General features: G+C 60.5%; 20 protein-coding genes and 1 tRNA gene. 12 read left to right on the top strand and 9 right to left on the bottom strand.

All coding sequences use genetic code 11. The annotated features are described in order from the left end of the window. Positions 1-15: 15 nt before the first annotated feature. The 4 genes from BUC24_RS10145 to moaD all read left to right on the top strand — a co-directional run bounded on the left by BUC24_RS10145 (position 16) and on the right by moaD (position 4,574). Complete coding sequence (locus tag BUC24_RS10145; RefSeq protein ID WP_073215139.1) at positions 16-1,413, top strand: L-serine ammonia-lyase; 1,398 nt, start codon at positions 16-18, stop codon at positions 1,411-1,413. A gap of 169 nt (positions 1,414-1,582) precedes the next feature. Then, positions 1,583-3,058 (top strand): threonine synthase, encoded by a 1,476-nt coding sequence (gene thrC, locus BUC24_RS10140; RefSeq protein ID WP_073215135.1) that lies wholly within the window; start codon positions 1,583-1,585, stop codon positions 3,056-3,058. Position 3,059: 1 nt separating this feature from the next. Beyond that, a complete protein-coding gene (glp, locus tag BUC24_RS10135; RefSeq protein WP_073215132.1) occupies positions 3,060-4,310 on the top strand; it encodes a molybdopterin molybdotransferase MoeA in 1,251 nt (416 codons plus the stop codon). A 6-nt stretch (positions 4,311-4,316) separates the two neighbouring features. Continuing rightward, entirely contained in the window at positions 4,317-4,574 is a 258-nt protein-coding gene (gene moaD, locus BUC24_RS10130) for a molybdopterin converting factor subunit 1 (RefSeq protein ID WP_073215129.1), read from the top strand. Positions 4,575-4,585: 11 nt separating this feature from the next. On the opposite strand, the gene BUC24_RS10125 is transcribed toward moaD, so the two are convergent. Beyond that, on the bottom strand, positions 4,586-5,512 hold the full coding sequence (locus tag BUC24_RS10125) for an alpha/beta fold hydrolase (RefSeq protein ID WP_073215126.1): 927 nt from the start codon (positions 5,510-5,512) through the stop codon (positions 4,586-4,588). Between the two features lie 105 nt (positions 5,513-5,617). Beyond that, positions 5,618-6,007 carry a hypothetical protein gene (locus BUC24_RS10120; RefSeq protein ID WP_073215123.1) on the bottom strand — a complete coding sequence of 130 codons (390 nt, stop codon included), beginning with the start codon at positions 6,005-6,007 and terminating at the stop codon, positions 5,618-5,620. Positions 6,008-6,138: 131 nt separating this feature from the next. Between BUC24_RS10120 and BUC24_RS10115 the strand changes: the two genes are divergently transcribed. Continuing rightward, positions 6,139-7,389: a TIGR03862 family flavoprotein gene (locus BUC24_RS10115; protein ID WP_073219898.1), complete on the top strand. Its 1,251-nt coding sequence runs from the start codon at positions 6,139-6,141 to the stop codon at positions 7,387-7,389. Here the strand turns inward: BUC24_RS10115 and BUC24_RS10110 are convergent. The 6 genes from BUC24_RS10110 to hpnC form a co-directional block, all read right to left on the bottom strand. Beyond that, the gene (locus tag BUC24_RS10110; protein WP_073215121.1) at positions 7,370-8,185 is read right to left on the bottom strand and encodes a head GIN domain-containing protein; all 816 of its coding nucleotides are present in this window, start codon (positions 8,183-8,185) and stop codon (positions 7,370-7,372) included. The genes BUC24_RS10115 and BUC24_RS10110 overlap by 20 nt on opposite strands. A 19-nt stretch (positions 8,186-8,204) precedes the next feature. Next, on the bottom strand, positions 8,205-9,092 hold the full coding sequence (locus BUC24_RS10105) for a DUF1700 domain-containing protein (protein WP_073215117.1): 888 nt from the start codon (positions 9,090-9,092) through the stop codon (positions 8,205-8,207). 26 nt (positions 9,093-9,118) lie between these two features. Then, on the bottom strand, positions 9,119-9,268 hold the full coding sequence (locus BUC24_RS26915) for a hypothetical protein (RefSeq protein WP_178372524.1): 150 nt from the start codon (positions 9,266-9,268) through the stop codon (positions 9,119-9,121). 142 nt (positions 9,269-9,410) lie between these two features. Then, a complete protein-coding gene (gene hpnE, locus BUC24_RS10100) occupies positions 9,411-10,745 on the bottom strand; it encodes a hydroxysqualene dehydroxylase HpnE (RefSeq protein ID WP_073215114.1) in 1,335 nt (444 codons plus the stop codon). Then, positions 10,738-11,571, bottom strand: coding sequence for a presqualene diphosphate synthase HpnD (hpnD, locus tag BUC24_RS10095; RefSeq protein WP_073215112.1), 834 nt, complete (start codon positions 11,569-11,571; stop codon positions 10,738-10,740). Before hpnD ends, hpnE begins: the two co-directional genes overlap by 8 nt. An 81-nt stretch (positions 11,572-11,652) precedes the next feature. Further along, entirely contained in the window at positions 11,653-12,462 is an 810-nt protein-coding gene (gene hpnC, locus BUC24_RS10090; protein WP_073215108.1) for a squalene synthase HpnC, read from the bottom strand. A 159-nt stretch (positions 12,463-12,621) separates the two neighbouring features. Here hpnC and BUC24_RS10085 point away from each other — a divergent pair, with 159 nt between their 5' ends. Then, positions 12,622-13,782, top strand: coding sequence for an efflux RND transporter periplasmic adaptor subunit (locus BUC24_RS10085; RefSeq protein WP_229448157.1), 1,161 nt, complete (start codon positions 12,622-12,624; stop codon positions 13,780-13,782). After that, positions 13,779-16,865: an efflux RND transporter permease subunit gene (locus BUC24_RS10080; RefSeq protein ID WP_073215105.1), complete on the top strand. Its 3,087-nt coding sequence runs from the start codon at positions 13,779-13,781 to the stop codon at positions 16,863-16,865. Before BUC24_RS10085 ends, BUC24_RS10080 begins: the two co-directional genes overlap by 4 nt. Before the next feature lie 254 nt (positions 16,866-17,119). On the opposite strand, the gene BUC24_RS10075 is transcribed toward BUC24_RS10080, so the two are convergent. Beyond that, the gene (locus BUC24_RS10075) at positions 17,120-18,475 is read right to left on the bottom strand and encodes an MATE family efflux transporter (protein WP_073215103.1); all 1,356 of its coding nucleotides are present in this window, start codon (positions 18,473-18,475) and stop codon (positions 17,120-17,122) included. A gap of 215 nt (positions 18,476-18,690) precedes the next feature. Between BUC24_RS10075 and BUC24_RS10070 the strand changes: the two genes are divergently transcribed. From BUC24_RS10070 to lon, 5 genes are all read left to right on the top strand, one after another. Further along, a tRNA-Leu gene (locus tag BUC24_RS10070) sits at positions 18,691-18,777 on the top strand. A 36-nt stretch (positions 18,778-18,813) separates the two neighbouring features. Beyond that, a complete protein-coding gene (gene tig, locus BUC24_RS10065) occupies positions 18,814-20,154 on the top strand; it encodes a trigger factor (RefSeq protein WP_073215101.1) in 1,341 nt (446 codons plus the stop codon). Positions 20,155-20,206: 52 nt separating this feature from the next. After that, on the top strand, positions 20,207-20,824 hold the full coding sequence (gene clpP / locus BUC24_RS10060; RefSeq protein WP_073215098.1) for an ATP-dependent Clp endopeptidase proteolytic subunit ClpP: 618 nt from the start codon (positions 20,207-20,209) through the stop codon (positions 20,822-20,824). 150 nt (positions 20,825-20,974) lie between these two features. After that, a complete protein-coding gene (gene clpX / locus BUC24_RS10055; protein WP_073215095.1) occupies positions 20,975-22,243 on the top strand; it encodes an ATP-dependent Clp protease ATP-binding subunit ClpX in 1,269 nt (422 codons plus the stop codon). A gap of 287 nt (positions 22,244-22,530) precedes the next feature. Beyond that, complete coding sequence (lon, locus tag BUC24_RS10050) at positions 22,531-24,939, top strand: endopeptidase La (protein ID WP_073215093.1); 2,409 nt, start codon at positions 22,531-22,533, stop codon at positions 24,937-24,939. The last annotated feature ends 160 nt before the right edge of the window (positions 24,940-25,099 follow it).

Below are 25,099 nucleotides of genomic sequence, written 5' to 3'. Positions count from 1 at the left end.
AAAAGAGACACAGCGATGGACATGAGCGTATTCGACCTATTCAAAATCGGCATCGGGCCGTCGAGTTCCCACACCGTGGGCCCGATGGTGGCGGCGCGCCGCTTCCTGGTCGAATGCGGTCCACTCGATGAAGCGGTGGGCGTGGAAGCGGCCCTGTATGGCTCGCTCGCGCTGACCGGTGTCGGTCACGCCACCGACAAAGCCGTCATCCTGGGCCTGATGGGCGAAACACCGCAGGGCGTGGATCCGGATTCGGTCGACGACAAGCTGGCCGAAGCCGAACTCGATGGCGTCATCAAGCTGCTGGGCACCAAGAAAGTGCCGTTCACTGCCAAGACCAACCTGGTGTGGCATAAAAGTTCGAGCCTGCCGGAGCACCCGAACGGCATGCGCTTCACGCTCAAGCTGGCCGACGGTTCGGCCATCGAGCGCGTGTTCTATTCGGTGGGCGGCGGTTTCATTCACGCTGCCGGCGAATCGCACGCGCGCCAGAGCAATTCCGGTGGCGACGCGCCGATCCCGTTCCCCTTCGATACCATGGACCAGCTGCTGGCCCATGGCAAAGCAACCGGCAAGACCATCCCGCAAATGCTGCGCGCGAACGAACTGGCGCGCATCAGCGAAGACGAACTCAATGCCGGTCTGGACAAGATCTGGCAGGTCATGCGTGACTGTATCGCCCACGGCCTGATCACCGACGGCCAGCTGCCAGGCGGTCTGAATGTGAAGCGCCGTGCAGCAAAGCTGTGGAAACAGGCACAGGATGCACTCAATGGCGACAACCGCGCCAACGATCTGCCGCACGATGCGCTGCACCAGGTCAGCCTGTACGCCATGGCAGTCAACGAAGAAAACGCAGCAGGTGGCCGCGTGGTCACGGCGCCGACCAATGGCGCCGCTGGCATCATCCCAGCGGTGCTGCGCTACTACGCCGAAGATTGCCGCCCCAGCGATCCGGTGACCGGTGTGCGCGCCTTCATGCTGACCGCGGCCGGTATCGGCATGCTGTGCAAGAAGAACGCCTCGATCTCGGGCGCCGAAATCGGCTGCCAGGGCGAAGTGGGGGTTGCCTGCGCCATGGCGGCAGCCGGCCTGGTCGCCGCGCTGGGCGGCAGCAATGAGCAGATTGAAAACGCGGCCGAAATTGGCATCGAGCACCATCTGGGCATGACCTGCGACCCGATCGGCGGCCTGGTGCAGATTCCTTGCATTGAACGCAACGGCATGGGCGCCATCAAGGCCATTACCGCCGCCTCGCTAGCCCTCAAGGGCGACGGCACCCACTTCGTCAGCCTGGACGACGTGATCGAAACCATGCGCCAGACCGGCGCCGACATGCAGGACAAGTACAAGGAAACCTCCTTGGGCGGTCTGGCCATCCACGTGGTCACAGTCAATCACGCAGCCTGCTAAGGCGCTCGCACACGGGTGGTAACAAGGTCAGTTTGAGGCAAACGCTCCGCAATAAATTCGGGAAAAGTGGCATTCCACGCAAGGCAATCCGGTCCGCACTATAATAATCGTCCGATTGCCTTGTTTCAGCTGCACCTTGCCAGCCTCTAAACGGACCTCAACCACCTTTATGCACTACGTGTCTACCCGCGCCGACCAGGGCGCCGCATCGCAAGCACCCCAACAATTTTCCGACATTCTGCTGGGCGGCCTGGCGCCGGACGGCGGCCTGTATCTGCCAGCCGAATACCCGCAAGTGACCGGCGCCGAGCTCGATGCATGGCGCAAGCTGTCGTATGCCGACCTGGCCTACGAAATTCTGCGCAAGTTCGCCACCGACATTCCGGAAGCGGACCTGCGCAAGCTGACCAAAAAAACCTATACGGCCGAGGTGTACCGCAACACGCGCAAAGGCCAGAAAGCAGCCGAAATCACGCCACTGCGCGTGCTGGAACAAAACGGCGACAAAACCCTGATTCTGCAAGCGCTGTCGAACGGGCCGACTCTGGCCTTCAAGGACATGGCCATGCAATTGCTGGGCAACCTGTTCGAATACGCGCTGGCCAAGAACGGCGCCGAGCTCAATATTTTTGGCGCCACCTCGGGCGATACGGGCAGCGCTGCCGAATACGCCATGCGCGGCAAGAAGGGCATCCGCGTCTTCATGCTGTCGCCGCACAAGAAAATGAGCGCCTTCCAGAGCGCGCAAATGTTCAGCCTGCAGGACCCGAATATCTTCAATATCGCCGTGGAAGGCGTGTTTGACGATTGCCAGGACATGGTCAAGGCCGTGTCGAACGATCTGCCATTCAAGGCCGCACAAAAGATCGGCACCGTCAATTCGATCAACTGGGCGCGCGTGGTGGCCCAGGTGGTGTACTACTTCCGTGGCTACCTGGCGGCAACGACCGAGAATACGCAAAAAGTCTCGTTCACGGTCCCGTCCGGGAACTTTGGCAATATCTGCGCCGGCCACATTGCGCGCATGATGGGTCTGCCGATTGACCGCCTGATTGCCGCCACCAACGAAAACGATGTGCTGGACGAGTTCTTCCGCACCGGTGTGTACCGTGTGCGCAAGTCGGCCGAGACTTACCACACCAGCAGCCCGTCGATGGACATTTCCAAGGCGTCGAACTTCGAGCGCTTTGTGTATGACCTGGTGGGGCGTGACGCGGCGCGCGTGCGCCAGCTGTTCCACAAGGTGGAGACCGAGGGTGGTTTCGACCTGTCGGGCAAACCGGGCAGCGACGGCGACGAATTCAAGCGCGTGTCCGAGTACGGTTTCGCGTCCGGCAAATCGACCCACAAAGACCGGCTCGATACCATCCGCGACGTGGCCGACGACTACGACATCACCATCGACACCCATACTGCCGACGGCATCAAGGTGGCACGCCAGTACATGGCGCCGGGCGTACCGATGATCGTGCTGGAAACCGCGCTGGCGGCCAAATTCAACGAGACCATTCTGGACGCGCTCGGCGTCGACGCCGAGCGTCCGGCCGGCTTTGAGGATATCGAATCGCTGCCGCAAAAGTTTGTCGTCATGCCGGCCGACGTGGCCAAAATGAAGTCCTACATTGCCTCCAATACGGGACTGTGAGATGAGCGACGTCGCCCCGCGCCCACCCATGCTGTCGGTTCGTGAAGCGCTGGACTTCATGCTGGCTGCGCCGCGTGTGCCGCTGGCCACGGAAACCGTGCCGACGCTGGCTGCCAATGGCCGTGTGCTGGCAGAGGCGCAAGCCTCGACCATCGATGTGCCTTCGGCCGACAATACGCAGATGGACGGTTACGCGGTGCGCGCTGACGATTGCGCCAGCGGCAGCGCGACCCTGCGTGTGGCCCAGCGCATTCCGGCCGGGCACGTGGGCCAGTTCCTGGCACCCGGCACGGCAGCGCGTATTTTTACCGGCGCCTTGATACCCGAAGGCGCCGATGCGGTGGTCATGCAGGAGCAGTGCGAAGCTTCGACAGCGGGCCTGGTCACGGTTCGGCACACGCCCAAGGCGGGCGAATGGATACGCCGCGCCGGCGAGGACATCACCGCCGGCGGTGTCATTCTTGGTGCAGGCACGCGCTTGCGCAGCCAGGAACTGGGACTGGCAGCGTCGGTGGGACTGGCCAGTTTGCCGGTGCTGCGCAAGCTGCGTGTGGCCGTCTTCTTTACTGGTGACGAGTTGATCATGCCGGGCGAAGCGCCAGGCGGCCAACTGCCCGCTGGCGCCATCTACAATTCCAACCGCTTTTTGCTGCGTGCCTTGCTGGAAAACCTGGGTTGCGAACTGACCGACTTTGGGATCGTGCCCGACACCCTGGAAGCGACCCGCGCCACGCTGCGCGATGCAGCCCGCGCCAATGATTTGATCATCACTTCGGGCGGCGTGTCGGTCGGCGAAGAAGATCACATCAAGCCTGCGGTGGAAGCGGAAGGGCGTCTGAACATGTGGCAGATCGCCGTCAAGCCAGGCAAGCCGCTTGCCTTTGGCGAAGTGCGGCGCGATGGCGGCGCGGCTTACTTCCTTGGCTTGCCGGGCAATCCAGTGTCCAGTTTTATCACTTTCCTGCTGTTCGTGCGTCCCTTCATCCTGCATCAGCAGGGTGTGGCCGGGCCATTCGATCCACGCACGTTTGCCATGCGCGCCGATTTCAACTGGCCCAAGGCCGACCGCCGCAACGAGTTTTTGCGCGTGCGCACCAATGCGCAAGGTGGCCTGGACCTGTTCCCGAATCAAGGCTCGGGCGTGCTGACCTCCACCGTCTGGGGCGACGGCCTGATTGATAACCCGCCCGGCCAGACGATTGCCGCTGGCGATATGGTCCGCTTCATCCCGTTCAGCGAATTACTCCATTAAGGCCACATGAAAATAGCATTGCGTTTTTTTGCCAGCGTACGCGAGGAACTGGGCACGGCCAGCGAAAATCTGGCCTTGCCTGAAGGCGTGCTGACCGTCGGTGCCGTGCGCGCCTTCCTGCAAAAGCGCGGCGGCGTGTGGGCCAGTGCACTGGCTGATGAAAAGCCCTTGCGCACGGCCTTTAACCACGTCATGTGCGGCGCCGATACCGCCATTGCCGATGGCGGTGAAGTGGCATTCTTCCCGCCCGTCACGGGCGGCTGAGCCGCTCAAACTTATTTCAGCCGCGCCAGGAATTCCCGGATCGCCTTGTTGACTTGGTCGGGCTGATCGAACATCACAAAGTGGCGCGCCGGCGCAATCGACACCACCTTCAGATCGGCCGTGCCTTCAAACAGCGCCGTGTAGTAGGCCGACTTGGCCGCTTCCGTCATGCGCTGCTGATCGGCGTCCAGCTGGAAGTAGGGCGAGATGACCAGCACTGGCGCAGTCACTTTGTCCAGTACCGGACGCAGATCGAGCGTCATGGCCTCGGCCATGTAGCGCATCACGGCGGCCGGATCGCTTTTCGCTGTCAGGCGCGCCAGTTCATCGGCGCGCGCCATGTCGATCACGCCGGTGCCGCTCATGTATTCCTGCTGTTCGGCCGCAAACTGCTGCGCTGTGGTCGGCTTGCGACGCGCCAGGTCAGCTGCCATCTTGCCGCGCTGGGGCAGGTCCCAGTCTTCCGTGCCTGCCAGAAGTGGCAGGCCGTCCAGTGAAATCACACCGCGCACCTTGTCCGGATGCTGGGCAGCGTAGCCCAGCGCCAGCATCGCGCCCACACTATGGCCAGCCAATACGGGCCGATCGAGCTTGCGCTCGGCAATCAAGGCGCCGAGCGAGGCCTGGGCCGCGCCCATGCCTTGGCCCGGGACGGCAGGCAGTCCGTCAAAGCCGGGCAGGGTCAGCACATACACGCTGTGATCGCGCGCCAGATCGCGAATGCTGGCTTGCCAGGCCCAGGGGCCGCTGGCCAGACCCGGGATCAGGATCAGTGCCGGTTTGCCCTGGCCGAAGCGCTGCACCTGGGTGGCGCCGATCTGGAACCGCTCCGCTGCGGGCTCGGTCAAGGCGAAACGATTGGTTTCTTGTGCCAGCGCTGGCGCGGATGACAAGATGGCGAGGGTCAGGGGCAGGGCACACAACAGGCGAACAATCATGGTGACTCCGTAGGGGTAAAAATAGCCGGGATCGGCTTGGCGAACAGCCGGTGGGCCAGGCGGGTCTGGCTCAAGCCCAGTTCGTTGCGCATGGCCCTGATCGGATTATCCAAACCTGACACGGCAGCGCAAAAAGGTGATCGAGGCCCAGGCCCCGCCCAGCACGCACCACACCGAAAACATGGACAGCTTGGGAAAGCCCGCCAGTTCCAGGAAGCCGTAGGTAAAGCTCAGGCCTGCCGTGATGGCGGCGGCCATGGCCAGATTTTCCAGTCTGGTCCGGCGCAGGAATTCATCCATTCTGGCCATCTGGCGCACCATCACCCGCAGGGCCAGCATGAAGCCGATCATGGGACTGAGCATGACCAGGGTGCGCGCCAGGCCTGGCTGCATTCCCTTGCCTGCGCTGAGCGAGACCATCAGGATGACAGCGTACACTGCCAGCGCGCCCATCAGCTCGCGATTGAAGGTGTTGCGGACGGCTTGCTCTTTCATGATCAGCTCCCTTAGTAAAGTATGCTTTACATCTTAGTGACACGAACCACGCATGTCAAGCACGCTTTACATCTTCTTTTGGCGGCCCGAAGTCGACTACAATGCGGGTCGATTCCATGCCTGACCATGCCATGACCACAGCTCCCACAATTTCGCGCGTTGCCATCATCGGCGGTGGTCCGGCCGGCCTGATGGCGGCCGAAGTGCTCAGTCAGGGCGGCGTGCTGGTTGATGTTTATGATGCCATGCCTTCGGTCGGCCGCAAGTTTCTGTTGGCCGGTAAAGGCGGCATGAACATCACCCATTCCGAGCCATACGTCGACTTTGTGGGCCGTTACGGCGCGCGTCAGGACGCCGTGGCGCAATGGCTGGCCCAGTTCGACGCGCCAGCGGTTCGCGCATGGATACACGCGCTGGGCGTGGACACTTTCGTCGGCAGTTCCGGCCGCGTCTTCCCCACTGCTATGAAAGCGGCGCCACTGCTGCGCGCCTGGCTGCATCGCCTGCGCGAAGCAGGCGTGCAGTTTCACATGCGCCATCGCTGGCTGGGCTGGGACGGCGCCGCGCTGCGCTTTGCCACGCCCGACGGGCAGCGCAGCGTAGAAGCGGATGCCGTCATTCTGGCGCTGGGCGGAGGCAGCTGGGCGCGGCTGGGTTCAGATGGGGCCTGGGTGCCGCTGCTGCAGGAGAAATCGGTGGCGGTGGCGCCCTTGCAGCCATCGAACTGCGGCTTCGACACCGACTGGAGCGCGCACTTCAGCGAGCGCCATGCGGGCGAACCTTTGACCACCGTGGCCATCAGCTGGAAGGATGCCCAGGGCGTGCTGCAAAAGCGCCAGGGCCAGTTCGTCGTCACGGCGACAGGCGTGGAGGGCAGCCTGATTTACGCCCTGTCGGCCACGCTGCGCGACCAGATTGGCGCGCACGGCAGCACCACCATCTGGCTCGACCTGCTGCCCGACCTGAGCGCCGAGCGCGTGCTGGACGAGGTGACGCGCCCGCGTGGCGCGCGCTCGATGTCCTCGCATCTGCAAAGCCGGCTGGGTATCAAGGGGGTGAAATCGGGCTTGCTGCGCGAATGCCTGACAGCGGCGCAGTTTGCCGATACCGACAGCCTGGCCAGCGCGCTCAAGATGCTGCCGCTGGTGCTGCGCCGTGCCCGCCCGATCGACGAGGCAATCAGCAGTGCTGGCGGGGTCCGTTTCGATGCGATCGATCCGGCCAGCGCCATGCTGCGCGCGCTGCCTGGGGTATTTGTGGCCGGCGAAATGATCGACTGGGAAGCACCCACGGGCGGCTACCTGCTGACCGCTTGTTTTGCCAGCGGCCGCGCAGCTGGCCGGGGCGCGCTGGACTGGCTGCTTACTGGTCGCGGAAGGTAACGTCACCGCTACCGGTGCGGTTGATGGTGCGCGCGTCGGGATTGCCCAGCACGCTCACATCACCACTGCCACGCAGGGTCACATCGGCTGTTTTACGTGCCTGCACCACCGAGGTACCTGAGCCGCGCAGGCTGATTTCTGCGCGATCGGCCGCCAGATGCTCGGCATCGAGGTCGCCGGTGCCGGTTTGTTCGGCCTTGAATTCCTTGCACTGGCCAACCACGGTCATCTGGCCGGAGCCGACCAGCGCTACCTCCACCTTGTCGCTGGACCCGCCGTTCATTTCCATGTCGCCGCTGCCATGTACGCTGGCGGCCACGTCCTTGTAACGGCCGTTGAACTTGACGTTGCCCGAGCCGTACAGCTGGACGTCGACCTTGTCGCCGCTAAAGCCATTGATGGTGCTGTCGCCGCTGCCGCGCACGGTGATGCTGCTGATGGCGGGCAGTGTCAGCACCACCTGCAAAGGCTGGCGATGGTGCAACAGCATGCCCTTGGTGCCGATGCTGAGCTTGTGGCCGTTTTCGCTGGTCTCGATGTTGCCCAGCAGACGCTGCTCGCCACGCACGGTCAATGACGGGGTGGCACCCTGACGCAAGGTCATGTTGATGGGGCCGCTCAAATCGATTTCATTGACGCTGTCGCTGATGGTACGGCTTTCGCTGGCAACGACCCGGCCTTCCGGATTGGCGCGTCCGCTATTGCTGCCGTGAGCGCGCAGTGCGCCGAACAAGATGATGATCAGCACGACCGCGAGGGCCAGCAGGCTGAATCCGATTTTGACTAGGGTACGCATGGCTGGATCCGATCCGGGTTCAATGGCCCTTGAGCAGGGACAGATTCATTTCGATGTAGCGCTTGACGCCAATGACGGTATAGCGGGTGATGACCAGGCTCAGCAGGATCAGGAGAATGCCGCCCAGGACCAGGCCGATGCCGACAAACACTTGGGTGGCGCGGGTTTCATCGTTCAACTCGCTGGCAATGGTGATGCGCTCGCTGACAGCCGTCTCGGCGCGCTTGGCGGCGCGCTCGGCAATGGCATCGATGGGATCGGCTTCCACCGAGGAATCGCGGGCGGTCACGCTGTCGTCTTTGGGGCTGTCTTCGGTAGTGGCGCTGCTGTCAGCTTCGCTGTCGTCTTCCTTGCTGGCCTTGGCATCTTTGCCTGCTACCACGCTGGTGCCTTGCTTGCTGCTATCGCGGTCGGTGATGATGTTGATGCCTTGCTCGTTGATGGTGACGCGCGTCGGGGTGCTCTCGCCGTCGTCAAGGATGTGGCGCAGCGGGCCGGTGAGCTTGATTTCATCGGTGCCCGACAAGCCGCTGGCGGTAATGACTGTGCCAGCGAGATAAAACGTCAAGCCGCAGACGTACAGCACCGTCAGCATGGCAGCGTACACCATGGCCGGTACGACCATGAACAGATTGAAGATGGCCAGACCGACAGCGGCAAACGCCATCCGCACAAAGTTGGCTGGATTCTTTTTTTCGGTAAAGGCAGCCATGTGGCTGTTGGCGCGCAAGGTCATGGCGATTTTTCGAGGATCGTCTTGCTCGGCGGCGATTTCTGCTTCGCTGCGGCCGGCGGCCACGCCGTCGACAAAGCGCTGCTCGTAAAAGGCCAGCGTCTTGGCCTGCGCTTCCGGCGCCAGGCCAGTCATCGCACGCTTGAGCGCTTCCAGGTATTCAATCTTGTCCATATGGCATGGCTCCGTTTGCGTGTGGGTCAGGAATGGTTGATCGCAACGATCAAGTCGAGCACATCGCTGTCAGCGGCATTGTTGCCGCCCACCAGGCCAGGTGCGACGATCACGGTCGTGCTTGCGGCAACAAAAGCCAGCAAGAGCAGCGCGCGTAATCCCAAGGTGATGTTCATTGTGCAAGTCCGTTTCAAGGAGCGGTTGTCGATGGTGTTACTTTACGAGAACACGTCCTGGTCAGCCACGGGAATGCGACAGTCTGCATAAATCGCGCCATCAACGACAAAATGGGGGGATAACCGTGCGCACGCGCGCCGCTCAAGCCCGGGTTTGCACAGCCCTGGCTGCCGCCACGCCGCTGCGCACAGCCGCTTCCAGGGTGGCCGGATAGTTGCTGGCGGTGTAGTCGCCAGCAATGGCAAGGCCGGGCAGGCCGCTGGCGACCTGCGGACGTAGCAGACCGGGGGTGCAGGCAAAGGTCGCGCGCTTTTCGGTGATGACCTGGGTCCACAGCGGCTGGCGCAGGGCCGGCTGCCCCAGCACGCTGGCGAGCTGGGCGGCGATGGCATCGGCCAGGGCATCCCGTTCCATTGCGGCAGCTTCTGCAGCGGCGCTGATGACCACGGCGAACAACCCTGACTGAACTTCATCGAGCTGGCCACGGTCGAACACAAACTGGCCGAAGTGCAGATTGGCCGGGTCGTCGACCAAAGCATAAAACGGCAGGTCCAGCCTGGTGCCTGCTGCGTATTGGAGGTAGCAGGTGGTAATCGGTTCGTAGTCAAAAGCATCGAGCTGGGCGGCCAGTGCGGTTTGGCCCACGGCTGCCAGCAAGGGTGCACTCGCTGGTGCGCCGGCTGCAAGCACAACCACGTCCGCGCGGGTTTGTGTCTGGCCGTCTGCGCCGCCGCTGGCGTCAAGCTGCCAGCCGTCTTGCTGTGCACGTAGGGCTTGTACCTTGGTGCCAGTGCGCACGCTGCCGCCGCGCGCTTCGATGTAAGCGCCTGCCGCTGCCGGGAACAAGGCCGTCAGATCAGCTTTGGGCAGCAGCATGTCCGAGCTGCTGCGCCGCGCGCCCAGGCTGTCGCGCAGCACATGCAGAAAAACCTGGGCCGAGGCGCGTTCCGGCACCGTGTTCAGGGCGGCCAGGCACAGCGGGCGCCACATCAGCTGGATCAGGCGCGGCGTCTGGTCGAAGCGCGCCAGCAGTTCGCTGACGCTGCAGTCCTTGTGCAGTGTCCAGTCCATCCAGCGCGCGGTGGTGGAAAAGCGCGCCAGTGCCATCTTGTCGGCGCCGGCCAGGCCGCGCGCGCGCAGCAGGGCAATGGCCAGATGCAGCGGGGCTGGCAGGCGAGGGGCAACAAAATCCATCCCGTGTCCGGGTGGATAACGCATTTGCAAGGGGAGGGTCAGGATCGCCTGAGCGCGGTCAACGCCGGCCAGGCGCATCAGACGCAGTGTTTCGGCATACGCGCCCAGCAGAATATGCTGACCGTTGTCGAGCCGTGCGCCGTTCACGTCCACCGCGCGTGCGCGCCCGCCCAGGGTGCGCGCCGCTTCATACAGGGTCACATGGTAACCAGCGTGCGCCAGTTCCACGGCTGCCGCGCAGCCAGCCCAGCCGGCGCCAACAACAGCGGCGGTGTTAGCCACGAATGTAGGTCTTCCATGCCAGCCACAGCTTGCGGATCGGCGTGAGCGAGATCCTCTGGGTCAGCACATGGAAATTGTCGCGTTCGATCTCGTCCAGCACGGTGCGGTAAATGGCCGCCATCATCAAGCCCGGGCGCTGTGCGCGCCGGTCTTCCTTCGGCAGCAAGGCGAAGGCTTCGTCGTAGACTTTTTTTGCGCGTTCGACCTGGAAGCGCATCAAGTTCTCGAATTTCTCGCTGTGGCGCGCGTTGAGCAGGTCGGCCGCAGTCACGTTAAATTGCTGCAGCTCGTTGACCGGCAGATAGATGCGGCCCTTGCGTGCATCTTCGCCCACGTCGCGAATGATATTGGTCAGCTGGAATGCCAGGCCCAGCTTTTCGGCGTATTCCAGCGTTTTCGGATTGGTCACGCCAAAGATGCTGGCGGACAGAATGCCGACCACGCTGGCCACGTGCCAGCAATACTTCTGCATTGCCGGGTAATCCAGGTAGCGGGTTTGGTCCAGGTCCATTTCCATGCCATCAATAATGGCTTGCATGTGCTTCTCCTGCAGGTCGTAGACCGTCAGGTGAGGCTGCATGGCTTGCGTGACCGGGTGGGTCGGCTTGCCGGCATACATGCTCGAAATCTCGTTGCGCCACCAGGCCAGCTTGATCCGGGCAATCGACTGGTCCGTGCATTCGTCAACGGTATCGTCAACTTCGCGGCAGAACGCGTACAGCGCAGTGATGGCGCGGCGCCGTTCCTGCGGCAGGAACAGGAAGCTGTAATAAAAGCTCGATCCACTCTGGACAGTTTTTTGTTGGCAGTATTCGTCTGGGGACATGGGCAAAAGTGCAAGAATTCGATGCGAAGCCGCTATTCTATAGTGCAGCGGCTGAAAGCAGGGTGGCGCGCCGGGTTTTTCTTACATCCACAGGGCGCGCCAGCCGATGACCAGCCAGTCGGGCAGGGCCAGTTTGGGGCGGCGGCGGAATACATCGAACTGCACCTGCTCGATCCGGTCGAGAATGCGCAAGCCGCCCTGAACGACCATGCGCAGCTCCCAGCCTATGCGTCCAGGCAAGCGTTTCGCCAGTGGCGCGGCGCCCACCATCATCTCGCGCGCACGGTCCACTTCAAACTGCATCAAGGCCTGGAAACGGGGATCGGCATCGGCACGGTCAAGCTGCGCCTGGTCCACCCCAAAGCGCGCCAGATCGTCGAGCGGAATGTAAGTGCGGTCCTTCTCGCGGTCAATCGCCACGTCCTGCAAGAAATTAATTAACTGCAGAGCCGAGCAGATTGCATCCGAATCGGCGATGTTGCGTGCGCTGGCTGCCCCATACAGCGACAGCATCAGGAAGCCGACCGGGTTGGCCGAGCGCCGGCAATAGTCCAGCAGCAGGGGAAAATTGGCATAGCGCTTGGTGCCCACGTCCTGCTTGAAGGCGGACAGCAAGTCGTAAAACGGTTGCAGCGGCAATTGGTACTGCGCAATCACGGCCGCCAGCCGCGCAAACATCGGATCGCTCTGGTGTTCGCCCGCGGCAATGGACGCCAGCGCAGCTTCGTACGCTGCCAAAGCGGACAAGCGCGCAGCCGGCAGCGCATCCCCCTCGTCGGCAATATCGTCCGCGCTGCGGGCAAAGGCGTAAATCGCCTCCACCGCCGGCACTAGCTTTTTTGGCAACAAAACGGAGGCGACAGGGAAATTTTCGTAGTGATCAACGGGCATGGAAAATAAATGACGCGAAAGTCATTTGCATTTATGAGTTGCAACATTATAATTACTAACTGAAAAGTCAGTTAGCAGCGAGCGGCGCCGCAGTAGTAGCATCAAGACACTACTCAGGCGCTCCTCTGCATAGCCCACCGCATAGTAAAGGAAAACACTGTGTCCCTCCTGAAAAACCTGCGCCTGCGTCTGCCGGCATCCCCCGGCCACCTCATGTCGATCAGTCTGCTGACCAGTGCTGTCTTGCTGAGCGGCTGCGCCAAAGAGGCCGCCAAGACACCGGACGTGCGTCCAGTGCGGGTGCTGGTGCTGCATGCCAGTAATGTCGGGATCAACGCCGAGTTTTCCGGCGAAGTGCGGGCGCGGGTCGAGTCGCGCCTGGGCTTCCGGGTGCCGGGCAAAATCACGGCGCGCAAGGTCGATCCGGGCACGCAGGTGACGAAAGGGCAGATCTTGATGCAGCTCGACCCGGCCGATTTGCGCCTCTCGCAAGCGCAGTCGAAAGCCAGCCTGCAAGCGGCGGAAACCTCGCGCGACCTGGCCAAGGCCGAGCTGAAACGGTATCAGGAACTGCGCGTGAAGAACTTTGTCAGCCAAGCCGTGCTGGATGAAAAACTGGCCAGCTTCCGGGCCGCGCAGGCGAATGTGGATGCCGCGCAGGCGGGCTACTTCGGCCAGTCGAATCAAGCCGGCTATGCCACCCTGGTCGCCGACAGCGATGGCGTGGTCACCGCGGTCGACGCGGATGTCGGGCAGGTCGTCACCCCGGGCCAGCCAGTGGTCCGGGTGGCCAAGGCGGGCGAAAAGGAAATCGTCATCGGTCTGCCGGAAGACAAGGTCGACACGCTGCGCAAGGTGGAAGACGTGACAGTGAAGATGTGGGCGCGTCCGGACCAGGTCATTCCCGGCAAAGTGCGCGAAGTCTCGCCGGTGGCCGACCCGGCCACGCGTACGTACGCCGTCAAGGTATCGATTCCCGACAGCGCGGCCGACGTCAAGCTGGGCATGACAGCGCTGGTGCAGTTTTCCTCCACCACCGCTGTACCTTTGATTCGGGTGCCACTGACTGCGCTGTTCCACGAAAAATCCACCACCTCGGTGTGGCTGGTTGAAAACGGCAAGGTCAGGCTGGTGCCGGTGCAGGTGGGCGGCACGGCCGGCAACGAAGTGGTGCTGGTCGGTGGCGTCAAGCCGGGTCAGACCGTGGTCACGGCCGGGGTCAACCTGCTCAAGCCAGGACAGGAAGTCAAAATCCTCGCAAGCGAACGCTCGGCGACAGAAGGCGTGCCAGCCGTGGCAGCGGGCGAGGGCGCAAAATGAAGGGCTTCAATCTATCGACATGGGCGCTGGAACACATCCCGCTGACGCGCTACCTGATGGCCGTGCTGCTGCTGGGCGGGATCCTGAGTTACATGAACCTGGGCCAGGATGAAGATCCGCCATTCACCTTCCGTGTGATGGTGGTGCGCGCCATCTGGCCCGGTGCGACCGCAGTACAGATGGCAGAGCAGGTGACCGATAAACTCGAGCGCAAGCTGCAGGAAACGCCGTACGTCGACCGCATCAAGAGCTATTCCAAGCCGGGTGAAACCATCATCCTGGTGCAGCTGCGCGAATCGACGCCGCCGCACGAAACAGCCGCATCCTGGTACCAGGTGCGCAAAAAAATCGGCGACATCCGCGGCACGCTACCCGGTGGCGTGATCGGCCCCTTCTTCAACGACGAATTTGGCGACACCTACGGCTCCATCTTCGCCTTGTCGGGCGACGGCTTTACCTATGCCGAGATGAAGGACTATGCCGACTTCGTGCGCCAGCAGCTGCTGCAAGTGCCGCTGGTGTCGAAGGTCGAGCAGTTCGGCGTGCAGGACGAAAAAATCAACATCGAATTCTCGCACAAGAAATTTGCGCAACTGGGCGTGCCGTTTGAAGTGATCGCCAACCAGATCGCCACCCAGAACACGGTCGAATCGACGGGCGTGCTGGTCACCCCGACCGACGACCTGCAGGTGCGCGTGACAGGTGCGCTCAAGACGGTGAAAGACCTGGAAAACCTCGAACTGCGCGCCAACGGCACCACCTTCCGGCTGGGCGACTTTGCCGCCATCAAGCGCGAATACCAGGATCCCCCGGGCGACAAGATGCGCTTTAATGGCAAGGAGGTCATCGGCCTGGGCGTCTCGATGGAAAAGGGCGGCAACATCATCAACATGGGCAAGGGGCTCGATGAGACCGTGGCCAAAATCCGCTCTCAACTGCCGGTGGGGATCGAACTGGCGCGGGTATCGGACCAGCCGCGCGCGGTGACCGCCTCGGTCAGTGAATTCATCCACACGCTGATTGAAGCCATTGCCATCGTCCTGATCGTCAGCTTCCTGGCGCTGGGTCTGCACACCAAACCGCTGCGCCTGGACGTGCGCCCCGGCCTGGTGGTGGCACTCACCATACCGCTGGTGCTGGCCATCACCTTCCTGTTCATGAGCATGCTCTCGATCGACCTGCACAAGATCTCGCTGGGCGCCCTGATCATCGCATTGGGCCTGCTGGTGGACGACGCCATCATCGCCGTTGAAATGATGGTCCGAAAAATGGAAGAGGGCATGTCGCGCTTTGAAGCAGCCACCTTCGCCTATACCTCGACAGCCATGCCGATGCTGACCGGGACCCTGATCACCGCAGCCGGCTTCCTGCCGATCGGCCTGGCCAAATCGGCGGCGGGCGAATACACCTTCTCCATGTTCTCGGTGAACGCCCTTGCGCTGATCATTTCCTGGTTTGTGGCGGTCGTGTTCACGCCCTACATCGGCTTTTTGATCCTGAAGGTCAAACCGCATGCGCCAGGCGAAGCAGGGCACGAAGTGTTCGACACCCCGGGCTTCCAGCGTTTTCGCCGCATCGTCACCTGGTGCGTCGCATGGCGCAAGACCACCATCGCACTGAGCCTGCTGGTGTTTTTCCTGGGCGTGTACGGCTTCAACTTCATCGAAAAGCAGTTCTTCCCTGACTCGAGCAGGCCGGAGCTGATGGTGGAAATGTGGACCCCGGAAGGCACCAGCTTTGCCGCCAATGAAGCGCAAGTCAAAAAATTCGAAGCCATGATGGGCAAGCTGGAGAACATCGAAAGCGTGACCAGTTACGTCGGCACAGGCAGCCCGCGCTTCTACCTGCCGCTGGACCAGATCTTCCCGCAATCGAACGTCTCGCAGATCGTCGTGCTGGCCAAGGACATCAAGAGCCGCGACGCCGTGCGCCTGAAGATCGTCGAGATCTTCAAGAACGACTTCCCCGAAGTGCGCGGGCGCGTCAAGCTGCTGCCGAACGGGCCGCCGGTGCCGTATCCGGTGCAGTTCCGCGTGGCCGGACCGGAGATCGCAACCGTGCGCGAATACGCCGACAAGCTCAAAGACATCATGCGCGCCAATCCCAATGCGATCGGCGTCAACGACAACTGGAACGAATCGGTCAAGGTGCTGCGCCTCGATCTGGACCAGGACAAGCTGCGCGCACTGGGCGTGACCTCGCAAACGGTCATGCGGGCCGCAAACACCATCCTGTCGGGGACCACCATCGGCCAGTTCAGGGAAGACAACAAGTTAATCGACATCGTCGTGCGCCAGCCGCTGGAAGAGCGGGCCACGATTTCGGTCCTGAACGACACCAACATCCCCACTGCCTCGGGCAAATCGGTGACCATATCGCAGATCGCGCGCGCCCACTTCGTGTGGGAGCCGGGCGTGGTGTGGCGCGAAGGGCGCGAATGGGCCATCACCGCGCAGTGCGACGTGGTCGACGGCATCCAGGGGCCGACCGTATCGGGCCAGATCAGCGAAAAGCTGGGCGACCTGCGCGCCGCGCTGCCGCCTGGTTACACCATCAGTCTGGAAGGTGCGGAAGCGGACAGCAAAGCGGCCGAAGCATCGATTGCCGCGAATGTGCCGCTGGTCTTGTTCATCGTCTTCACCTTGCTGATGCTGCAGCTGCACAGCTTCTCGCGGGCGCTGCTGGTGTTCCTGACGGGCCCGCTGGGCGTGGCCGGCGCCGCGATGGCCCTGCTGATTTTGCAGCGGCCATTCGGCTTCGTTGCCAACCTGGGCGTGATCGCCCTGTTCGGCATGATCATCCGCAACTCCGTGATCCTGGTGGACCAGATCGAGCACGACATCGCCAACGGCGCCGAGCCGTGGGACGCCGTAGTGGAAGCGGCAGTGCGGCGCTGCCGCCCGATCATCCTGACGGCTGCTGCTGCCGCGCTGGCCATGATCCCCCTATCGCGCTCCGTTTTCTGGGGCCCGATGGCAGTGGCCATCATGGGCGGCCTGGTCGTCGCAACCGCGCTGACACTGCTGTTCCTGCCAGCGTTGTACGCCGCCTGGTTCCGCGTCAAGCGTCCCGCCCACCGCTAAGCAAAGCGGCACGGCCACGCGCCGCGACAAGTTGCAAAATCGGGGTCAGACCTCAATACTGAAACAATTGCAGTATTGAGGTCTGACCCCGATTTTTTCATAGGGGAGTGGCGATTTGGGCCGACAGTTGGGAAGTCGGAAAAGTGGCCCTTTCATAGTGCGCAAACGGGGTCAGACCTCGATACTGAAATAGTTGCAGAATCGGGGTCAGACCTCAATACTGAAATAATTGCAGTATTGAGGTCTGACCCCTGTCAGGCGTGGATGGCGCGGGCGTGTTTTTCCCAGACGCGGCTTTTCCAGCGGGCGTACATGCTTAATCCGCGCACCCATTCGTCGCAGGTGAAGGCAATCCAGATGCCGATCAGGCCCCAGCCCAGGTGCAGCCCCAGGTACCAGGCCAGCGGGACGGCCACGCCCCACATGGAGCACATGCCCATCAGCACGGGAAAGCGCGCGTCGCCTGTTGCGCGCAGGGAGTTGATTACCACCAGGTTGAAGGTGCGGCCGGGTTCGAGCAGCAGACTGACGCGCAGGAGCAGGGCGCCGCCGGCAATGATGACGGGGTCTTGGGTGAACATGCCAAACAGCCAGGGCGCCAGCGCCACCACGCTGCAGGTGGTGATGACGGTCACGCCCAGCCCGACCCTCAGACTGCGCAGCAGCTGGCGATAGGCTTCGTCCAGCTCGCCTGCGCCGACCAGGTGGCCGACAATGATCTCGGTGCCGATCCCGATCGCAATGCCCAGCATCATCATGATCATGGAGAGCTGCATGGCGTACGAGAACGTCGCCAGCGAACTTTCGCCCATCTGTCCGACAAAATAGGTGATCACCATAAAGCTGGCTTGCCAGCACAGATTCTCGCCGGCAGCGGGAATGCCAATACGCAGGATGCGTGCAATGGCATCACGCGAAAAGCGCGTTAGCCAATGCAGCCGTAACCGCAGTTGCAACTGGTGCCGCACCACCCAGGCCAGGGCCAGGCACGCCAGCGCACGGCTGACCACGGTCGACAAGGCGGCGCCAACCACGCCCATCTTCGGCAATCCCAGCATACCGAAAATGAGCACGACATTGAGCAGCAGATTGATCACGTTCATGCCGATGGCAATGAACATGGCTTCGCGCGTATGCCCGTGTGCGCGTAGCACCGCGCCAAAGGCAATATTGAGCGATTCGAGGAAGAGGGTGCCGCCCATTAAGGCCAGGAAGGGCTGGGCGTAGGGCATCAGGGAGGGCGGCAAGTGCAGCAGACGCAGCATGGCGCCCGATCCCAGCCAGATCAGCACGCTGACCACCACGCCCAGCCAGAAATTCACGCCCACCGCCGTGGCGGCGACCCGTGCGGCACCGTCGCGATCGCGCGCGCCCAGGTAGTGCGTCAGCACCACCGTGCTGCCAATGCCGATGAACGAAAACAGGATAATGAAGAAGCCGACAATCTGGTTGGCCACGGCCAGCCCGGCCACGGCGCCGTCGCCCAGGTGGCTGACCATGAAGGTGTCGACGATGCCCGGCAGAATATGCGAGAGCTGCTCGATAAAGATGGGCCAGGTAATCGCGAACAGCCCCGCATTGCGCAGCTGGCTGGATTTGTCGATGCGCATGCGAGCGGAATAACAGTGAACTTGAAATCGGTTTCACATTATACCCAAGCTGAGCTCGTTTCGAATTTTCTCCTATGTGGTCAGAAAATCCAGTAAAATACCGGGTTGATGTTGTAGCCCCTAACAAAGGCAGTGCAGGGCGGCCGGTTTCATCGTCGGGCGCCCTTTGTGTTTTCAGACGGTAAGAGGCATCCGCCATAAACGGTTGCGATCCCGCGAGGATGGCGAAATTGGTAGACGCACCAGGTTTAGGTCCTGACGCCAGCAATGGTGTGGGGGTTCGAGTCCCCCTCCTCGCACCACGAGTTTAATTCATATTTTTTTGGACGATTTTTACAATGGCAACTGCAGTCGAAACCCTGGGTAAACTCGAACGTCGCTTGACGATCTCTTTTCCGCTGACTGACGTCCGTACGGAAGTCGAAAAGCGCCTGAAACAACAGGCTAAAACGGCCAAAGCCCCAGGCTTCCGCCCAGGCAAAGTTCCGATGAAAATGGTCGCAGCCCAATATGGCTACCAGATCGAAAACGACGTGCTGAACGACAAAGTCGGCCGCGCGTTTGCCGATGCTGCCAACAAGGCTGAGCTGCGCGTTGCCGGCTACCCGAAAATCGAACCAAAAGAAGAGAGTCCGGAAGGCGTGCTGACCTTCGACGCAACTTTCGAAGTCTACCCGGATGTGGTCGTTGGCGACCTGTCGGCTGTGGACATCGAGACCGTCAAGGCTGACGTGTCCGACGCGGAAATCGAAAAAACCATCGACATCCTGCGCAAGCAGCGCGTGCACTACCACACCAAAGGTGAAGCTGGCGCCCACGGCGACGGCGGCGCAGCCATTGCTGCCGGTGGCGACCGCGTGACCGTTGACTTCGTCGGCGTGATCGATGGCGTTGAATTCCCAGGCGGCAAAGCTGACGACTACGCCTTCGTGCTCGGCGAAGGCCGCATGCTGCCAGAATTCGAGGCCGCTACCATTGGCCTGAAAGTTGGCGAAAGCAAGACTTTCCCACTGGCTTTCCCAGAGGACTACCACGGTAAAGATGTGGCCGGCAAAACCGCCGAGTTCACCATCACCCTGAAAAAGCTGGAATGGGCGCACTTGCCAGAAGTTGATGCAGAATTCGCCAAATCGCTGGGCATGGAAGATGGCGATCTGGACAAAATGCGCGCTGACATCAAGGTCAACCTCGAGCGCGAAGTCGCTGGCCGCGTCAAGGCGCGCAATAAAGATGCCGTGATGGATGCCCTGGTTGCCGTGACCGACATGGAAGTGCCAAAGTCGATGATCGCCCAGGATTCCGAGCGTCTGGCTGAAATGACCCGTCAGGACATGGCCCAGCGCGGTATGGATGTCAAGAACATGCCTTTCCCACAAGAACTGTTCGCCACCAAGGCCGAGCGTCGCGTGCGTTTGGGTCTGATCCTGTCGCAACTGGTTGCTGACAACAAACTGCAAGCCACGGCCGAGCAGGTCAAGGCCCAGATCGAAGATTTCGCCCAGTCGTATGAAGATCCAAAAGAAGTGCTCAAGTACTACTACAGCGACCGTCGTCGTCTGTCGGAAGTCGAAGCCCTTGTATTGGAAGAAAACGTCGTCAACTATGTGCTCGGTAAGGCAAAAGTTTCCACCAAAGTGGTCGCTTTTGACGAATTGATGGGAAGTAACGCACAAGCGTAAGCCTTCGGCGCGAGCCTTCGGGCTTGCGCGCCTAATTAAGGAAGAGACAACGATGAACCGAAATCCGGCATTGGATACGCAATCCTTGGGTCTGATCCCGATGGTTGTAGAACAGAGTGGCCGCGGCGAACGCTCCTACGACATTTACTCGCGCCTGCTGAAGGAGCGCGTGGTGTTCATGGTCGGCCCGGTCAACGACCAGATGGCCAATCTGATTGTGGCCCAGCTGCTGTTCCTTGAGAGCGAAAATCCTGACAAGGATATTTCCCTCTACATCAACTCGCCTGGCGGGTCGGTGTCGGCTGGTCTGGCGATCTTCGATACGATGAACTTCATCAAGCCTGACGTGTCGACTCTGTGCACGGGCATGGCTGCTTCGATGGGCGCTTTCCTGCTGGCTGCTGGCGCCAAGGGCAAACGTTTCTCGCTGCCAAACTCGCGCATCATGATTCACCAGCCGTCCGGTGGATCGCAGGGCCAGGCCTCGGATATCGAAATCCAGGCCAAGGAAATCCTGTACTTGCGCGAACGCCTCAACCACATCCTGGCTGAGCGTACCGGCAAGACGATGGAACAGATCCACAAAGATACCGACCGGGATCGCTTCATGTCCGGTGACGAAGCTGCGGAATATGGTCTGATCGACAAAGTACTGACCACCCGCGCTTGATGCAAGCCGAATTCTGTTGCTGAAAAAACGCCCGAGCGCGACAACGTTCGGGCGTTTGTTTTTTATTTCGGGTAGCATGGCAATGCGCAGCGCACTTGTTGCGCGCTCGTCTTAGCGTTATATTTATAGCAATCCATTAGAAACCTGCCCATGTCAGACAAAAAATCCTCCAGCGGCGAAAAACTCCTTTACTGCTCGTTCTGCGGCAAGAGCCAGCACGAAGTAAAGAAACTCATCGCAGGACCGTCGGTGTTCATCTGTGATGAATGCATCGACTTGTGCAACGACATCATCCGCGACGAAACCTCGAACGTGGAATCGGTCGCCGGTGCCAAGTCCGACTTGCCGACGCCGAATGAAATCAAGGACTTGCTCGACCAGTACGTGATTGGCCAGCAAAAGGCCAAGCGCATCCTGTCGGTGGCCGTTTACAACCATTACAAGCGTCTCAAGCACCTCGGCAAGAAAGATGAAGTCGAACTGGCCAAGAGCAACATTTTGCTGGTCGGTCCTACCGGCTCGGGCAAGACCCTGCTGGCCCAGACCCTGGCACGCATGCTCAATGTGCCTTTCGTCATTGCCGATGCCACCACCCTGACCGAAGCCGGTTACGTGGGCGAGGACGTGGAAAACATCATCCAGAAGCTGCTGCAAAGCTGCAATTACGAAGTCGACAAGGCCCAGCGCGGCATCGTCTACATCGATGAGATCGACAAGATTTCGCGTAAATCCGACAATCCGTCGATTACCCGCGATGTATCGGGCGAGGGCGTGCAGCAAGCGTTACTGAAACTGATTGAAGGCACCATGGCTTCGGTACCGCCACAAGGCGGGCGCAAGCACCCGAACCAGGACTTCGTGCAGATCGACACGACCAACATCATGTTCATCTGCGGTGGCGCTTTCGACGGCCTGGTCAAGATTATCCAGAACCGTTCCGAAAAGAGCGGTATCGGCTTCTCGGCCAGCGTCAAGAGCCAGGTGCAGCGCGACAACAGCGATGTGCTGCTCGATGCAGAGCCGGAAGATCTGATCAAATTTGGTCTGATCCCGGAACTGGTTGGCCGTCTGCCTGTCGTAGCAGCATTGAGCGAGTTGACTGAAGAAGCACTGATCCAGATTTTGATCGAGCCAAAAAATGCCTTGATCAAGCAATATTCAAAATTGCTGGAAATGGAAGGCGCGGAACTGGAAATTCGTCCGGCTGCTTTGCACGCCATTGCACGTAAAGCATTGGCACGCAAAACCGGTGCGCGTGGCTTGCGTTCGATCCTGGAGCATGCATTGCTCGATGTTATGTACGAATTGCCAAATCAGCAGAATGTCATCAAAGTGGTTATTGATGAAAATACGATCACGAATGGGGCAAAACCCCTGTTGATCTATAGCGAAACTGCCAAGGCATCCGGAGAAAACTAAACATCTGCCGCGTGCACGCAACAAAAAGGGTTTGAATACCTAATTCTTGGCGGTACAATTTACCTCAATAAAAGAATCAGGCTTCATTCGAAAAGCCACTCGCAGCAACAAGCTGCGCGGTGGCTTTTTTATTTGATGTTCTAATAAATTCTTTTAGATTAACCCGGTTGTATTCGATTCAAGTTGCTGAATTATTCAAACTACTTGTAGAAAATATTGTTTTCCGCCGGTCTTGTGTTTTGGCAGAGAGTGCCAACATCATAAACACGCTTTCTATAAGGTATGCCATGACAACTTCCAAATTAACCGAGCAAACGACGCTGCCATTACTGCCGTTGCGCGACGTGGTCGTCTTCCCGCATATGGTGATACCACTGTTCGTCGGCCGTCCCAAGTCGATCAAGGCACTCGAGGCCGCCATGGAGCAGGGCAAGAGCATCATGCTTGCCGCGCAAAAGGCTGCCGCGAAGGACGAACCGTCCGCGTCCGACATCTACGAGATCGGTTGCGTGGCGAATATTCTTCAAATGCTCAAGCTTCCCGATGGCACCGTCAAAGTGCTGGTCGAGGGAGCCCAGCGTGCGCGCATCAACCACATCAGCGATGCGCCGACGCACTTTATCGCGGACCTGACGCCGCTCGATTCGGAAATCGGTGACGATTCCGAAGTCGAAGCGATGCGCCGCGCGATCGTTCAGCAGTTTGACCAGTACGTCAAACTGAATAAAAAAATTCCACCTGAGATCCTCGCCTCGCTGGCAGGCATTGACGACGCCGGCCGTCTGGCTGACACGGTTGCTGCCCATCTGCCGCTCAAGCTCGAGCAGAAGCAAGTGATCCTGGAAATCTTCAACGTCGCCAAACGGCTTGAGCATCTGCTCGGCCAGCTGGAAGGCGAGCTCGATATTCTGCAAGTGGAAAAGCGCATCCGCGGCCGCGTCAAGCGCCAGATGGAAAAGTCGCAGCGCGAGTACTACCTGAACGAGCAAGTCAAAGCGATCCAGAAAGAGCTGGGTGAGGGCGAAGACGGTGCCGATATCGACGAACTCGAGAAGAAGGTGATTGCCGCCAAGATGCCGAAAGAGGCATTGGACAAGGCCACCAACGAACTCAAGAAGCTCAAGCTGATGTCGCCCATGTCCGCTGAAGCGACCGTCGTGCGCAATTACATCGACACCCTGGTCAATCTGCCGTGGAAGAAAAAATCCAAGGTCAATAACGACCTGAGCAACGCCGAGAAAGTACTCGAAGGCGATCACTATGGCCTGGACAAGGTCAAGGAACGCATTCTGGAATATCTCGCGGTGCAACAGCGTGTGGACAAGCTCAAGGCGCCGATTCTGTGCTTCGTGGGTCCTCCAGGTGTGGGTAAAACCTCGCTGGGCCAGTCCATTGCCAAGGCAACGAACCGCAAGTTCGTGCGCATGGCCCTGGGCGGCGTGCGCGACGAGGCAGAGATCCGCGGCCACCGCCGGACCTACATTGGCTCGATGCCAGGCAAGGTGCTGCAATCGCTGGCGAAGGTTGGCGTGCGTAACCCGCTGTTCTTGCTCGATGAGATCGACAAGATGGGTGCGGATTTCCGCGGCGACCCTTCCTCGGCCTTGCTTGAAGTGTTGGACCCGGAACAGAACCACACGTTCTCCGATCATTACATCGAGGTTGATTTCGATCTGTCGGATGTGATGTTTGTGGCGACCTCGAACTCGTTCAACATTCCGCCAGCACTGCTGGACCGCATGGAAGTCATTCGCCTGTCGGGTTACACCGAAGACGAAAAGACCAGCATCGCGCAGCGCTATCTGCTGCCGAAGCAAGTCAAGGCCAACGGTCTGAAGGAAGAAGAGATCAAGGTGGAAGAGGGCGCGATCCGCGACATCATCCGCTACTACACCCGCGAAGCCGGCGTGCGTTCGCTCGAGCGTGAAATCTCGAAGATCTGCCGCAAGGTCGTCAAGATGCTGCTGCTGAAGAAGGCCGATAAAAAGGTCATCGTCTCGGGCAAGAATCTGGACAAGTTCCTGGGCGTGCGCCGCTACGACTTTGGCGTGGCGGAAAAAGAGAATCAGATTGGCCAGGTGGTCGGCCTTGCATGGACCGAAGTGGGCGGCGATCTGCTGACCATCGAAGCGGTGCAAATGCCGGGCAAGGGCGCTGTTGTGCGCACCGGTACCCTGGGCGACGTGATGAAGGAATCGATCGAAGCGGCCCGCACCGTGGTGCGTTCGCGTGCGAATCGCCTGGGCATCAAGAATGATGTGTTCGAAAAAGCGGACATCCACATTCACGTGCCGGAAGGTGCGACGCCGAAGGATGGTCCGTCTGCTGGTATCGCCATGACGACCGCGCTGGTCTCCGTGTTCACGGGCATTCCAGTGCGCGCCGATGTGGCCATGACAGGCGAGATCACGCTGCGCGGCGAAGTGTTGCCAATCGGTGGCTTGAAAGAGAAGCTGCTGGCGGCGCATCGTGGCGGCATCAAGACGGTGCTGATTCCGGAGCAGAACGTCAAGGATCTGGCCGACATTCCAGACAATGTGAAGAACAAGCTCGAAATCGTGCCGGTGCGCTGGATTGACAAGGTCCTGGAAATTGCACTGGAGCGCTTGCCGACGCCAGTGGTGGAAGTTGCTGCGGTTGCAGTGGCGCCTGCCGCGGTCGATGGTCAAGCTGCGACTGATATCGTGAAACATTAAACCGGTAGTATCGCTGTAGTAGACAGGCACCTTCGGGTGCCTGTTTTTTTTGGCCACTACATCGTCCTCTATACGTCACGAAGACGTTATGATTCCAGGGACGCTTGGAAAACCGAGCGCAGGCAGGCTGAATCGTCCTCAAGGCCGTGAGCCTGTTTCG

Origin of the sequence: Massilia sp. CF038 (genome assembly GCF_900129765.1) — a bacterium.
GTDB lineage: Bacteria > Pseudomonadota > Gammaproteobacteria > Burkholderiales > Burkholderiaceae_D > Telluria_A.
The sequence above is the reverse complement of the archived record's forward strand: the minus strand, read 5'-3'. Positions and strand labels throughout refer to the sequence as shown.

What these genes read in the sequence shown, in the direction of transcription:
- BUC24_RS10145 (WP_073215139.1), top strand. Translation starts at nt 16, where the DNA reads ATGGACATGAGCGTATTCGACCTATTCAAAATCGGCATCGGGCCGTCG.
- thrC (WP_073215135.1), top strand. Translation starts at nt 1,583, where the DNA reads ATGCACTACGTGTCTACCCGCGCCGACCAGGGCGCCGCATCGCAAGCA.
- glp (WP_073215132.1), top strand. Translation starts at nt 3,060, where the DNA reads ATGAGCGACGTCGCCCCGCGCCCACCCATGCTGTCGGTTCGTGAAGCG.
- moaD (WP_073215129.1), top strand. Translation starts at nt 4,317, where the DNA reads ATGAAAATAGCATTGCGTTTTTTTGCCAGCGTACGCGAGGAACTGGGC.
- BUC24_RS10125 (WP_073215126.1), bottom strand. Translation starts at nt 5,512, where the DNA reads ATGATTGTTCGCCTGTTGTGTGCCCTGCCCCTGACCCTCGCCATCTTG.
- BUC24_RS10120 (WP_073215123.1), bottom strand. Translation starts at nt 6,007, where the DNA reads ATGAAAGAGCAAGCCGTCCGCAACACCTTCAATCGCGAGCTGATGGGC.
- BUC24_RS10115 (WP_073219898.1), top strand. Translation starts at nt 6,139, where the DNA reads ATGACCACAGCTCCCACAATTTCGCGCGTTGCCATCATCGGCGGTGGT.
- BUC24_RS10110 (WP_073215121.1), bottom strand. Translation starts at nt 8,185, where the DNA reads ATGCGTACCCTAGTCAAAATCGGATTCAGCCTGCTGGCCCTCGCGGTC.
- BUC24_RS10105 (WP_073215117.1), bottom strand. Translation starts at nt 9,092, where the DNA reads ATGGACAAGATTGAATACCTGGAAGCGCTCAAGCGTGCGATGACTGGC.
- BUC24_RS26915 (WP_178372524.1), bottom strand. Translation starts at nt 9,268, where the DNA reads ATGAACATCACCTTGGGATTACGCGCGCTGCTCTTGCTGGCTTTTGTT.
- hpnD (WP_073215112.1), bottom strand. Translation starts at nt 11,571, where the DNA reads ATGTCCCCAGACGAATACTGCCAACAAAAAACTGTCCAGAGTGGATCG.
- hpnC (WP_073215108.1), bottom strand. Translation starts at nt 12,462, where the DNA reads ATGCCCGTTGATCACTACGAAAATTTCCCTGTCGCCTCCGTTTTGTTG.
- BUC24_RS10080 (WP_073215105.1), top strand. Translation starts at nt 13,779, where the DNA reads ATGAAGGGCTTCAATCTATCGACATGGGCGCTGGAACACATCCCGCTG.
- BUC24_RS10075 (WP_073215103.1), bottom strand. Translation starts at nt 18,475, where the DNA reads ATGCGCATCGACAAATCCAGCCAGCTGCGCAATGCGGGGCTGTTCGCG.
- tig (WP_073215101.1), top strand. Translation starts at nt 18,814, where the DNA reads ATGGCAACTGCAGTCGAAACCCTGGGTAAACTCGAACGTCGCTTGACG.
- clpP (WP_073215098.1), top strand. Translation starts at nt 20,207, where the DNA reads ATGAACCGAAATCCGGCATTGGATACGCAATCCTTGGGTCTGATCCCG.
- clpX (WP_073215095.1), top strand. Translation starts at nt 20,975, where the DNA reads ATGTCAGACAAAAAATCCTCCAGCGGCGAAAAACTCCTTTACTGCTCG.
- lon (WP_073215093.1), top strand. Translation starts at nt 22,531, where the DNA reads ATGACAACTTCCAAATTAACCGAGCAAACGACGCTGCCATTACTGCCG.